The sequence below is a fragment of the Paracoccus haematequi genome, assembly GCF_900631945.1.
GTDB lineage: Bacteria > Pseudomonadota > Alphaproteobacteria > Rhodobacterales > Rhodobacteraceae > Paracoccus > Paracoccus haematequi_A.
In genome coordinates, this window is sequence record NZ_UZWE01000085.1 from 1 (window position 1) to 12,305 (window position 12,305).

Sequence of the window (12,305 nt, forward strand, 5' to 3'; positions counted from 1 at the left end):
GCCCCTGGGGAGGGTGAATCTTGGAAGAAATGCCGGACATGTGAATGCAGATGCTGGTCTGTGCGGCCGACACTATGTAACAACTGCCGCCAAAAGGCAAACCAGCGAAAGCATTCCGGCTGTGAACACCCCACCCACCGCGACCGGAGGCAAGGCCGATCAGCAGGCGGCCCGGACCCCGGAACAGCCCGATCCGGCGCAGGCCGCCGCCCCCGAAACCCCGGACACGGTCCTGCGCAGGCCGTTCCAGGGGCCGGGACTGGCAAGCCAGGTCCAGACCGCCAAGTCGGCCAGGCCGCTGACCCGGCTGGCCACGGTCAAGGCCAACACGGTGGCCCGGCCTGCCGCCACGGCTGCGGCCGCCCCCCGCAACCTGACCCAGCTTCCGACGCGGACCCTGCCCACGCAGCCCGCCACAAGGCCCGCTCCCAGCCTTCCGGCCCGCCCGGAACCGCCCGCGCCTCCGCCGCTTCGCGCCCCCGCCGCGATGGCCCAGCCCCGGCGGCGGCACTGGCTGATGCTGGCATCCTTCCTGCTGATGGTGGTCCTGCCAAGCCTGGCCTGGGCTTGGTATCTGTGGACCCGCGCGGATGACCAGTATGTGTCCAGCGTCGGCTTTTCGGTCCGCCAGGAACAGATCACCCCCTCAATCGATCTTCTGGGCGGGCTGATGCCCTTTGCGGGCGGCGGCGGCGCCTCGGACACGGACATCCTTTACGAATACATCCGCAGCCAGGACATGGTCGAGAAGATCAACGACCAGCTGGATCTGCGCAGCCGCTTTTCCCGCAGCTGGCCGGATGATTTCATCTTCGCGCTGAACCCGGACGATCCTGTCGAGGATCTGACCAAATACTGGCAGCGCCAGGTCAAGGTTCTGTATGACGGCAGTTCGGGGCTGATCACGCTGAATGTCAGCGCCTTCACCCCCGAGGATGCCCAGGCCATCGCCGCCGCGGTCCTGCAGGAAAGCTCCACCAAGATCAACGAGCTATCGGCCATCGCCCGCGACGACGCCACCCGGCTGGCGCAACAGGAGCTGGACAAGATCCGCGCCGAGCTGACCGCAACCCGCCAGGCGATGACGGATTTCAGGATGCGGACCCAGATCGTCGATCCGCAGGCCGACCTGACCAGCCAGATGGGTGTGCTGACCGGCTTGCAGGGCGAACTGGCCGAGGCGCTTGTGGCCCATGACCTGCTGATCGAGAACGCCCCCCTGACCGATCACCGGGTGATCCAGTCCCAGCAGAAGATCGACGCCCTGCGCCGCCTGATCGACAGCGAACGGGGCAAGTTCGGGGCCGCCGGCGCGGGACCGGAAGGCGAAAGCTATTCGCAGATGATGGCCGAATACGAAAGGCTGGCCGTGGACCGCGAATTCGCCGAAGGCGCCTATCGCTCGGCCCGCATCGCCTATGAAACCGCACTGGCCGAGGCGCGGCGCCAGTCGCGCTATCTGGCCGTCCATATCCAGCCCAAGGTGGCCCAAAGCTCGACCGAACCGCACCGGCCCTGGCTGATGTTCGTGGTGGCGGGCCTGCTGCTGACCGGCTGGTCGATCCTTGTCCTAGTCTATTACAGCATCCGCGACCGCGGCTAGGCCATGATCCGGCTGGAGAACCTGACCAAGATCTATCGGCTGAAGGGCCGCCGCACGGTCGTCGCCGACAACCTAAACGCGGTCTTTCCGACCGGCTCGTCGGTGGCGCTGCTGGGGCGCAACGGCGCAGGCAAGTCCACACTGCTGAAGATGATCGCGGGCACCGTCTCGCCCACGCGGGGGAGGGTGCTGTCAAGCGGAACGATTTCTTGGCCCGTGGGTTTCGCGGGCAGTTTCCATGGCGAACTGACGGGGGCGCAGAACGTGCGCTTCGTGGCCCGGATCTATGGCGTCGATACCGACGAACTGGTCGATTACGTCGCCGATTTCGCCGAACTGGGCCACCATTACCACCAGCCCTTCATGAGCTATTCGTCCGGGATGCGGTCCCGACTGGCGATGGGCACCAGCATGGGCATCCATTTCGACACCTATCTGGTGGACGAGGTGACCAGCGTGGGCGACGCCGATTTCCGCGCCAAGTCGCAACGCGTCTTCCAGGACCGGATGAGCAAGTCAAGCGCGGTGGTGGTCAGCCACTCGATGCCGATGGTGCGGCAGATGTGCACCATGGGCGCGGTGCTGGAACACGGGCACCTGTCGGTCTACGACAATCTGGAAGACGCCATCGCCCATCACGAGGCGATTATGCGCGCCCCGGTCAACACGCCGGGGGATTAAGATCGAGGCCCGATCCCGGCAACCATTATATGATGGGTCGATTGAGCCTCGATCTTGGGGCACGGGGCCACAGCCGGGCATGTTTCCGGGCAGGAATCTTCAATCTCGATAAGGCCAGAACGGCGGAGCAGGGGACGGTAGGAGAGCAAGAGACGGGCCGGGGGCTGCGCGATGGGTGGGAAAGCGGGGGAGTGGCTCCCGCGCGCCAAAGCGCGAGGCCCGCCGTCAGCTACACCACGAAATGGGACATCATCAGCGCAACAAAGCCGGGAAGGGGCGATCGGCAGCACGCTGCAGATCGCTCACCGAGCGGCCTGCATGTATTCCCTGATCGGCTCCGCGAAACTGAACGGCATCGACTCCCAGACCTGGCTCGCCGATGTCATCGCCCGCATCTCCGACTTGCCGGTCTCACGCCTACACAAGCTGCTGCCTTGGGAATGGAGCGCCACAACGCCCCAGGTCAAGGCTGCTTGACCGCAGCTCCCGGTGGATGCTTACGTTAAATGACAGCCTCGGCGTTATCAGAGCAACAGCGGGTCATCGACTGAGGAAAGCTGTGAATCATGCAGAGCCTGCCACAGATTCTGCATGTCCGCCTTCTGTGGCCAGTTCACGTTGCTATCTGCTCCAATGACGATCGTGCTGATCTCGCCCGTGCCGGTGCCGTTGGCAGGGCCCATTACGAAACGGAATTCGTCGGCATCATAATCGATGACGATGGTGGCATTCCGGTTTCCGGCCATGCCAATCACCTTGATCGAGTCGAAGCTTCCCACGATCTCGTCAGCCTTGATCAGCGTCTCACTGACGCTGGCCGTGTCGGCACCCCAGGCAGTCACGTCGATCTTCAGATCTCCGCCCAAGCGGATGGCCGTGTCGATCTCTGGAGCCTTGCCGAAAGTACCCGAACGGAATTCGCCCAAGGTAGACAGGCCCGCGACATCTGCAATGAATGAGAGCGTTGAGCCGTCATGCATGCGAAGTACGCCGGTATCGCCGTTATGGCCATCGAATCCCACCTTGACCCGACTGCCCTCGACGGCGAGGCTGCTGCCGTCCATCAGGTCGAAGGAGCCGCCGGGAATGGCCAGCAATGCCTGGGCATTATCGCTTACATGCATGTTGATCGTGCCGATCATGTCGCCCTTATTCGCGAAGCGTCCTCCCGCTACGTCTATCTTTAAGATATCGCTGTCGCGGTACCCGTTGATCCAAACCTGTCCGGCCCGGTCGATCGACAACGAGGCGCCCATGTCGCCGACAGCGATCTCGCCATCAATGGTCAGCTTGCCCGACGTGGCAGAAAGCTTGCCGAAGTCGCCGAAATTGAAGTCGTCCACAGCCACGGTATAGTTCCCGAAGTGAACGGCATTGCCGGTAAGATCGACGCTGTCGCCATCCCGAGTGCCCGGCAGATCGTCCGTCGACCAGTTTAGTCGGTTGTCCCACCGTATGCCGTCACTTCGCTCGTCAGGCGTGAAGACAAGCATCTCCGACCCGGTCCGTGCTGAAACATCCAGGCCAAAGCCTTCGCGGAAGAAGGCAATGATCAGATCAGCATCGACAACGGCGTCGAGTTGCCCATGTGCCTGGGCGCGCAGCAGGGCTGCCAAGTCGGCAATCGTAGCGCCTTCCTTGCCGAGCAGCTGGGATGCGAACTGCTGGATGGTGGTCTTGTCCATCCTGACAACATCACGCCCCTCAGTATTATTGTCCAAGGAATTGCTCTGCCGCGCCGCCCACCTGTAAACGATAGTGTCATCGAAGAAGCGCGTGTCACTCGTGCTGAGGGCATGGTGTGTAACGGTTTTCTCGGCGATCTCGGCGGCATTGGCCGGATCAGCCATATGGGCAATGATGTTCTCGATCAGCGAGGTCTGCTTGCCGAAATCATCGATCCCAAAGGAGAGCGCGCCTTCTTGTAACGACACACGCTTGTGGCCAGCCGAGGTGATGATGTTGCCGTTCATCAGGGTATAGTTGCCCAAGGACTCGCCTGCCGCATTCTTGCCGCCACCGAAGAAATTCACAGCAGCGTTGTTGTCGATGAAAGCGTTATCCTCGATGAAGCCGCCGGACCGGACTTGGGCACCAAAGGAGGCACCCCGCATGATGATGTTGTCCACCAGCGAGACGTCATAATTGTCCGACTGGAGGTAGATATTGTGGTTATACATGGACGGCGGCATGGGTGAACTGGCGGCCAGGTTGTAGTCGTAGCCCTCGGCCCAACCATTGTGATCGAACAAGTTGCTCTCTAGGCGGACACCTTGGCTGTTGGCGATATAGGTTCCGCTTACCCGGCTGATGTGCTGAGCCCACGTGTCACCATCGTTCACCGGGGCATCGCGGAAGATATCGACGAAGTCGCTTCTGCGGATGGTCAGCCCGTTGACGTTCTGGAAGTTGCTCTCTGACGTTACCGTGACGTTGTCGACGAGAAGGTTCGTTCCCAGCAGCGCTTGGGCCCCCCCCAACTTCACACCCGTGATGACCATGTTGGCCGACTGGTTCTGGAAGACGTTCATGTTGCCCAGTTGAGGGTCCTCACCCTGACCATATGCCATGACAACAAGCGGGTTCAGTTCTGATTCACCATTCGCACCGCGGGCAAAGAGGCGCTGGGCTTCTGGATACTCATAGCCACGCTCGAAGAGGAGCCAGTTGGATGTCGTCTTGAAGGCAGTGGTTGCGTTCCAAAGCGCCATGCCCAGAGCGGCGGTCAGAGCCATATCCTCGGTGGCGCCATATTCCGGGTTCTTCGCAAGCCAGTTTCCCCAGCCGCCATAGGTCTTCTCGATCGCGGCGACGGTCGTACCCTCCATTGCAGCAATGTCCTCCTTGGTGAGGGCATGCTCGCCTCCGGAGACAAAGATCTTGCGGTGGTTTTCGCCATGCTCAAGGATCAGATCTCCCTTGGAGTCAGTTTCCAGCATGTAGCCTTCGCCAAGACCCCAGCCATCGGCATTCTGAGCCGGTGTCAGGTCGACATCTGCGTCCACGCGGACGACCGTGTTGTCGGCGAGGGTCACCTCATAGGAAAAGCTTACATGTGCAAAGCCCTTCTGTGCATCCGTCATCACCAGGCTAATCCCTTTTTCGGGAGACACGCTGACATGGCCAGTATCTGGCTGCTCCAGGATGCGGATCGATTTGATTTGCAACCCATTCGTAACGGAGTCAGGGATTTCCAGCTTTGCGACGCGGTCTTCCTGCGCCGTGGCGCTCACGACTGCCTGGATCGGTTGGGGCGCGGGATCAACTGGGGCCGGCTCGACAGGAGCAGGCCTTACTGGAGCGGAAGCAAGCACCAGCATGTCCGGCACGGCATCGGCTTCACCGATGACATTAATATCAATATCGGCCTTGCCGTCACCATCGACGTCACCCAGCAGTGTCGTGACGCTGCCGTTGCGCAAGATCAACATCTCGCCGGCCTTGCCGCTGAAACCGATTCCCTCTGCCTGGTAAAGGCCAAGGTGGGCCAGATCAATCGTATCGCCCTTGCCAACCATCAAACTGGTCGTGGTCGCATTGGTACCCAGGCTGTCTTTCGTGAACAGATAAAGATCGTTGCCGTCGCCACCGATCAGCAGGTCACGACCTTGCCCCGCCACCAGAACATCATCGCCATTACCGCCGTTCAGTGTGTCGTTTCCAGCCCCACCAATCAGGTAATCGTTGCCGTTGCCACCCAGCAAAATGTCTGCTCCGGCGTTGCCGGAGATAACATCATCGCCGTTGCCGCCATTGATGAAATCATCTCCGATCCCGCCATCGATCTTGTCATCACCATTGCCGCCGAGCAGGGTGTCTGCTCCGGCGTTGCCCGAGATGATGTCATCGCCGTTGCTGCCATTGATCTGGTTACCCTTTTCGGTTCCAGTCAGCACATCATCGTGAATGGCACCAGAAGTGACAGCGCCCTTCTTGTCGGCAGACGACACAGCATCGTGCTTTTTCGTGTCCTCGTCAGTTTGGCTAAATGCGCCATTTGCACTCTCATTGCCCATGCGGGGATTGTTTTTTGCGTTACCGGAAGCGGCGTTGGCATCTGGAGCAGAGGCGCTAGCTTTGCGGTTGATTGCGTCCACGTCCAGATCAAGACCCTTTACGGTGTATTTGTCGTTGTTTCTATTGGAGGGATAATCAATTGCCTCATTCACATGGGCACCAAGGATGTCATACTTTGTGGCCTGTCCGCTGGCCACGGCGCTCATCACGGAAGGATCTGCATCGATTATCGCAGGCGCTGCCGAAGGTGCCGCATCAATCTTTGCAGGAGCGATCACATCGCTCCGTTTAAGCACTTCTCGTTGGGAGTGCGCAGGAGAGTTTTTCATTCACGGTCTCCCAAAAGCAAAGAGAGATATCTGCCGCTGGTGCAGCCTTGAGGTCCTTATCTCGATAAATTCGCCGCGTTAAAAAGCAATCAATAGATGTATATAAATTTATTATTCATTTATAGGTTGTGCTGGTGGCTTCACAAGGCTCTGATGCTGTCGGGTAACCACCCGGCTTGCACTGCGGCCATTTTGCATTGACAAGTGTTGATGATGTCGTGTCTCGCACCACGGCTCTCCGTGGTAGGTTCAGCCTATGGAGATTGATCGGGACAAGATCGACGATGCCGTTCTGGCGCTGCTGTGGTTGACGCTGCATGACGAGCGGCGCGCGTGGAAGGGCATCGACTGGGAATGCTTTGGAGCGGTTGCACGCCCGGGGTCTGATCGCCGATCCGGTCAGCAAGGCAAAATCGGTTATCCTGACCGATGAGAGTCTGAGGTAGTCCGAAGAACTCTTCCGGGCGCTGTTTACGCGGCCTCGGTCTTGACCGTGCCCATTGGCGTCCAGTTCCAGCGCAACAATTCACTGAGGCGGTTGTTCATGTGATCGTGGATGCGGTTCAGGACATCGGCTAGGTAAGTCTGCGGATCCAGTCCGTTCATCTTTGCCGTTTCAATGATGGTCAGGGCGCGGGCGAGCGTTTCGCCGCCCGCGTCCGAGCCTGCGAATAACCAGTTCCGTCTGCCGACACCAATTGGTCTCAGGGCACGCTCGGCCGCGTTATTGTCGATGGCGACGCGCCCGTCCTCGAGGAACAGCGTGCGAGCAGACCAGCGGCTCAGCCCATAGCGGAAGGCCTTGGCCAGATCGCTTTTTACCGGGATGCGCGTCAGCTGCTTTTCGGCCCAGTCCCGGAAGGCGTCGCTCTTGGACCTGGTTTCCTTCTGTCGCACCGCCAGCCGCAGCTCGGCAGGCTTGCCGCTGATGGCGCGCTCGATATCGTAGAACTTGCCGATCCGGTCGAGCGCCTCGCGCGCGATTTCGGACTTGGTCGTAGCCCAGACATCATGGAAGTCACGGCGTAGATGCGCCCAGCGGCGGCCTCGCGGACCCTAACCGGAACATTGCCGGTGACCACCTCACCCAGAAACTACACCACGCTCAGGGACAGCATCCGACAACGCGCAGACGAGATTTGATCAATGTCCGCGAAGCGCGCCTGCGCTGTGACATATGGTCCAACTCGACCTGCATTCCCTTCAACTCCGCGATCTGGCGCTCAATACGCCAAAGCAGGTCCATCATGTCCTCGTGGGAAAGCTCAACCTGCTCCAAGTTCGCGCGGCAAAGCATGATGGTGGTTCCGGCCGCAGATATATTAGCTTGTAGGGTATCATAGCTTGTGATGCGGTAGCTCATCGTTCCCTCCACTCGTTTACCAAGATTAACGTCGTGGAATTAACGGAGTGTTAACGGGGCGAGCTTGCGTCCGATGCCGCGCGACAAACAGGGGCTCTTCGCATATTTGGTGCAGGCAGCACTTCTGGCAGGCTTGGTCTGCACCGCCGCCGTTGTTCAGGCGGCGGCCAGCATGCGGCTGCGCAACAACTCGTATCCGGCCCGCCCGTACATTTGACGCTTGAGCGTCTTGAGGCGGTTGATGCGTCCTTCGACCGGACTTGTACTCCATGGATGAGTAATGGCCGCTTTCAGCGGCGCCCTTTATGTGTTCCGGGCGAAGCGCGCGGACCGGATCAAGATCGTCTGGTGGGACGGCAGTGGTGTCTGCCTTTATGCCAAGCGGCTCGAGAAATCCTCGTTCTGCTGGCCACGGATCGGGCATGTGCGGGTCCAGTTGAACCATGCCCATCTCCTGGCGCTGCTGCCGGTGCAAGCCGCCGGCTCGAGCATCCACGCAGCCACGACCATGAAGATGCTAGGCAGCACCTCGATATGGACAAACTGACCGGACTTGCGCCGGTCGACACGCTCGACCCGAAACTGCCGGCCGAAAAGCGCGTGCCACCGGTAATGCACCTCAACAAATTGCCCGACATGGGCAGAATGAACGGGTGATGACCATCACCAGAAAAAACAGCTTGTTCGCCGGGTCGGATGGCGGCGGCCGCACATGGGCAACCATCGCCACGCTGTTGCAGACCTGCAAGATGAACGACGTAGATCCGGCGGCATGGCTGACCCAGTCCCTGGAGCGCATCGCCAACCGATGGCCGAGTGCCAAGATCGACGCTCTCATCCCATGAAATTACAAAGCCTGAACGGCCTCAGCTTCCCGCTTACGTTGCAGAAGAAGGGACTCCGCCATCGCCCCCACCCTACTGGCCTCACCCATATTGCCGCGCTATAATTCAAGGATAATCAGAAGCTTATTCGTGATAAAGTGGGGGGACTGTCAGCCTACCCAACCTCCTGTCGGGAAACGAGCAATGGTCCTGCACCTGATTTCAGCGCGCAGGGCCTCAAGCTCTGCAATGTGAAAATCGATCTGCCATTCGGCATCAAGGATGTCTTCCGATGATAGGGCAAAATCGTCTGCATGGGCCCGGCATAGCATCACTGGGGTCTGGGCTGAAGACAGATACTCCTTAAGGATCTGGGCAGTCATCGTGCGGCGCATGGTATGTCCCTCGAATCGCGTATCGTTATGAACATTTTGCACCCACGAGTTGAAAAATAGTAAATGAACTGTTTAAGCATTGGTAGTGTCTCCTCGGGTGCGCAACGATCCTGATCGTCAATGAGCGCCGCGGTCGCATTCCTCCGGGATCGGCCGAGCAGATCGCCGACGCCGTAGACGGGCTTGGGATCGTTCTGGACACGGCACCCGCCGGCGCGGTGGTCCTGGATCTGGCCCGCAGGCTTCGCCTGACGGTCTATGACGCGCTTTACCTGGAACTGGCCTTGCGGCAAGGCGCGAGTCTGGCCTCTCTCGACACCGCCCTGCTGGCCGCAGCGCGAGCCGAGGCAGTCCCCGTCATCGGTTGAGGAAGGCCCAAGGTCAGGCCCGTTGGTCACGGCAGTCGGCGGCCAGTCGAAGCGGACATCGGCAATCCGCTGTTGCAAGGGATCAAGACGAGCGTCTTGTGAAGCATCCGCGTGCTTCCGGCTCTCAAGCCTGGCGTGGAAAGCTTTCAGCCTGACCATGACAGCCTGGGTCGCGGCAGCTCGGGTGCTGGCCGAACGTTTCTGCCTCCTTCTGATCCCGGCGCCGCGCGCGGCCGAGGTGGGGATGAGGACCACGCTTCCGAAGAGATCGGGTGCGATCCCCAGACCGTAGAAGCGCGCCATGTTCCGGGATGGATCGTTGCAGACCAGGGGGATGCTGGTCGGCCCGGTCTCCATGCGGGCAGCTTAGCACGCGTCCGGGGAAAGCGGTCCAATGACGATCCTGAATCACACGGCGCGGATTGATTCCGCTGCGTGATGCGTCGATCAGGCGGCGTTTTGATCAGACCTATGATCCGGGTCGGATGGTGTCTTCGCTCGTCATCTCCAGCCACTGAACCAAGGCCCGGCGTATCATTTCCGGTCGCGTGGGCAAATCAGGTTCAGCGCGCCGCCGATCGTCGATCGCCTGGATGAGATCGCGCGACAGGCGCAGCGTGAGGGCTTCGGTGTCCTTTCTAGGAGGAGCCATAGGCAATTTACCATTTTGATGTTGACATTAAAATGGTAATACGCCATATTGGTCGAGCAGGCAAGAGATCTGACCTTCTTGCCCGCCCTAACCACAATCGATCCTCAGGAGATCAATCATGGCTACCCGATCCTCTACCACGCCGTGCGGCGTGACGACAGCCTCTGCGCATTTCACGCATACCGAGATCTCGCGCAGCTTCTCGCGGCTGATCGGCTCGGTCAGCGGCTATATCGAGGCCGAGCGCGACATCGAGCATGCGGCGTCCTGGGATCCGGCGTTTCTGCACTGGCACCGCGACGCCGAGGTGGCGCGGACCCAGGTGCTGTCCACTATCGACCATATCCGGGTGGCCGTGCCGGTGCGGCCCGAGGACCTGCCTCTGAAGCGCATGGCGCTGCTGCTGTTCGCGCTGATCGAGTCCGGCTCCTCCTCGGAGTTCCTGCGCCTCGCAGCCTGCCTCGAGCGGAGTGACGGTCGTTTCGCCTGCCCCGGCAGTGGGCCGGTGGCGCGGCGTGTCGGCGCGATGCTGACGGCGGCGCGGATGCAGGTGGCCGACCTGGCCTCGCTGACGGCGCTCGTCGATCCGCTGGAGATCGCGACAGCCGACAGCGCGGACGATCCGGTGCCTGTCGCGGCCTGACGCCCGGCTTTCCCTGACATTCCTGCCTGCCGTGACCGGTGCGCGCTGCGTGCGCTGCCCGGTCGGCGCATCGCCGCGTCCCGTCCCGGCCCCCCGTGGCTGCGGAAGGCACGGTGGCGCCTCGCCCGGCGCCCGGCACAACCAATCCTTATTCTTCAGGAGCATTCCCATGACCGTCCTGCAATCCTGCACGGCCCAAGCGCCGCTTCCGCCCGACCTGATCAACTATCCCGGCCCCCTCCATGCCCACTGGCTCGCGGCGGCGGAGCAGAAGGGGTTCGATCTCCTGGCCCGGGTCACGGACCGCCTTCACCTGGCCCTGCGCTGCCGGTGCTGCGGCGACGTCAGCGTGACCAGGCTTTATGTGCTGATGACCAGCCAGCCGCTCTGCCGCACCTGCCTGGAGACGGCGCGGGCCGCCCGCGCGACGGCGGCGGGCCTTTGCTACCTCGGCCCCGACCCCGATCGTCCGCCCTACGGCCTGTTCCGGGCCACCTGCGGGCACGTCCTGCGGCGGCAGTTCGAGATCGTCGACCGCGTCGCCCGTGGCCAGACCGGCCTGCGCTGCGAGACCTGCTTTGCCGAACGCGAACGCCAGATCGCCGCCCGGCAGGGCTGGACCCGGATTGGCCCCGATCCGCGCGGCAATGCCAACTATCACCTGTATCGCCACGACGCCTGCGGACATGTCCAGCGGATCGCCCGGGCCAATCTCGGCTGGGGGCAGTGCGACTGCGCCGGTTGCGGGGAAAGCTGGGCGGCCAAGCCGAGCTTTCTCTACCTGCTGGGCATCCGGCATGACGGCACGGACCTGCTGAAGCTCGGCTACAGCGCCAATCCGCTGAAGCGCCAGAAGCATCAGCTGGGGCTGCCGAAGACCGCCCAGGTGACGCTGCTGCGCCGCGTGGCGATGCCGACAGGGCACGCCGCCTGCGCGGCCGAGAAGCGCCTGCACGCCCGGCTGCGCCGGCAGCATCCCGAGGCGGTGGTGCCGCCCCAGGACTACCGGGGCATCCTCAACGTGGTCAGCGAGGTCTACCGGCCCTGGCTGCGGGCCGAGCTGGAGCGCCGACTCGACAGGATCGAGAAGGCCGCCGCCGGGGGCGGCATGGCACCGGGCGCCGGCGCCGGAACCCGAGCTGGCCGACCCGAGGTCGACGGAAACGAAAGCCCAGGGGCCGGAGCCGGCAACGACAATGGCGACGACGGCGGCAGCCAGGATGGCGGGGGCGACGACAGGGCGGCCTGCTGTGCCGCCTCCGGCCGGGGCGGCCGCCGCCCCAGCCCCAGGGCGCGCCTGCCCTGCCACCCCGTCCCTCGCCCTTCCCGAAGGAGCTGCCCATGCCCAGCCCGTCCGCCATGTCCGCCCTGCCCGCCTGGCTCCCCCACTACCTGACGGTCGCGGCCTGCCTCGACGCGGCGCCCTGTCC

12 protein-coding genes and 4 pseudogenes are annotated in these 12,305 nt (G+C 61.9%); 12 read left to right on the top strand and 4 right to left on the bottom strand.

Going from position 1 to position 12,305, the window contains the following annotated elements; translation table 11 throughout:
- Positions 1-121 precede the first annotated feature (121 nt).
- The 3 genes and pseudogenes from PARHAE_RS20330 to PARHAE_RS20340 form a co-directional block, all read left to right on the top strand.
- On the top strand, positions 122-1,603 hold the full coding sequence (locus PARHAE_RS20330; protein WP_241232916.1) for a KpsE/RkpR family capsule polysaccharide export protein: 1,482 nt from the start codon (positions 122-124) through the stop codon (positions 1,601-1,603).
- Positions 1,604-1,606: 3 nt separating this feature from the next.
- Positions 1,607-2,284, top strand: coding sequence for an ABC transporter ATP-binding protein (locus tag PARHAE_RS20335; protein WP_126156324.1), 678 nt, complete (start codon positions 1,607-1,609; stop codon positions 2,282-2,284).
- Between the two features lie 306 nt (positions 2,285-2,590).
- Positions 2,591-2,761: pseudogene (locus tag PARHAE_RS20340) on the top strand (transposase domain-containing protein); the annotation flags it as partial.
- A 47-nt stretch (positions 2,762-2,808) separates the two neighbouring features.
- Here PARHAE_RS20340 and PARHAE_RS20345 read toward each other — a convergent pair.
- Positions 2,809-6,507, bottom strand: coding sequence for a calcium-binding protein (locus PARHAE_RS20345; RefSeq protein WP_206437041.1), 3,699 nt, complete (start codon positions 6,505-6,507; stop codon positions 2,809-2,811).
- A gap of 379 nt (positions 6,508-6,886) precedes the next feature.
- Here PARHAE_RS20345 and PARHAE_RS22260 point away from each other — a divergent pair.
- A pseudogene (locus PARHAE_RS22260) lies at positions 6,887-6,973 on the top strand (DUF6429 family protein); the annotation flags it as partial.
- The gene (locus PARHAE_RS20350) at positions 6,948-7,076 is read left to right on the top strand and encodes a DUF6429 family protein (RefSeq protein WP_420899432.1); all 129 of its coding nucleotides are present in this window, start codon (positions 6,948-6,950) and stop codon (positions 7,074-7,076) included. The pseudogene PARHAE_RS22260 and the gene PARHAE_RS20350, both read left to right, overlap by 26 nt.
- 25 nt (positions 7,077-7,101) lie before the next feature.
- Here the strand turns inward: PARHAE_RS20350 and tnpC are convergent.
- A pseudogene (gene tnpC, locus PARHAE_RS20355) lies at positions 7,102-7,688 on the bottom strand (IS66 family transposase); the annotation flags it as partial.
- Positions 7,689-7,735: 47 nt separating this feature from the next.
- On the bottom strand, positions 7,736-7,993 hold the full coding sequence (locus PARHAE_RS20360; protein ID WP_126156325.1) for a hypothetical protein: 258 nt from the start codon (positions 7,991-7,993) through the stop codon (positions 7,736-7,738).
- A 73-nt stretch (positions 7,994-8,066) separates the two neighbouring features.
- Between PARHAE_RS20360 and PARHAE_RS21275 the strand changes: the two genes are divergently transcribed.
- The 4 genes and pseudogenes from PARHAE_RS21275 to PARHAE_RS20370 form a co-directional block, all read left to right on the top strand.
- The gene (locus tag PARHAE_RS21275; RefSeq protein WP_164555338.1) at positions 8,067-8,210 is read left to right on the top strand and encodes a hypothetical protein; all 144 of its coding nucleotides are present in this window, start codon (positions 8,067-8,069) and stop codon (positions 8,208-8,210) included.
- Between the two features lie 63 nt (positions 8,211-8,273).
- Positions 8,274-8,540: an IS66 family insertion sequence element accessory protein TnpB gene (gene tnpB, locus PARHAE_RS20365; RefSeq protein ID WP_126156326.1), complete on the top strand. Its 267-nt coding sequence runs from the start codon at positions 8,274-8,276 to the stop codon at positions 8,538-8,540.
- Entirely contained in the window at positions 8,528-8,650 is a 123-nt protein-coding gene (locus PARHAE_RS21955; RefSeq protein WP_277600692.1) for a hypothetical protein, read from the top strand. The genes tnpB and PARHAE_RS21955 overlap by 13 nt, the downstream gene beginning before the upstream one ends.
- A pseudogene (locus PARHAE_RS20370) lies at positions 8,644-8,838 on the top strand (transposase domain-containing protein); the annotation flags it as partial. The gene PARHAE_RS21955 and the pseudogene PARHAE_RS20370, both read left to right, overlap by 7 nt.
- Before the next feature lie 149 nt (positions 8,839-8,987).
- On the opposite strand, the gene PARHAE_RS20375 reads toward PARHAE_RS20370, so the two are convergent.
- The gene (locus PARHAE_RS20375; protein WP_126156327.1) at positions 8,988-9,212 is read right to left on the bottom strand and encodes a hypothetical protein; all 225 of its coding nucleotides are present in this window, start codon (positions 9,210-9,212) and stop codon (positions 8,988-8,990) included.
- A 218-nt stretch (positions 9,213-9,430) separates the two neighbouring features.
- Here PARHAE_RS20375 and PARHAE_RS20380 point away from each other — a divergent pair, with 218 nt between their 5' ends.
- From PARHAE_RS20380 to PARHAE_RS21280, 3 genes are all read left to right on the top strand, one after another.
- A complete protein-coding gene (locus tag PARHAE_RS20380) occupies positions 9,431-9,580 on the top strand; it encodes a PIN domain-containing protein (protein WP_206437042.1) in 150 nt (49 codons plus the stop codon).
- An 803-nt stretch (positions 9,581-10,383) separates the two neighbouring features.
- On the top strand, positions 10,384-10,875 hold the full coding sequence (locus tag PARHAE_RS20390) for a hypothetical protein (RefSeq protein WP_126156329.1): 492 nt from the start codon (positions 10,384-10,386) through the stop codon (positions 10,873-10,875).
- A 169-nt stretch (positions 10,876-11,044) separates the two neighbouring features.
- The gene (locus PARHAE_RS21280; protein WP_164555339.1) at positions 11,045-12,271 is read left to right on the top strand and encodes a GIY-YIG nuclease family protein; all 1,227 of its coding nucleotides are present in this window, start codon (positions 11,045-11,047) and stop codon (positions 12,269-12,271) included.
- Positions 12,272-12,305 lie beyond the last annotated feature (34 nt).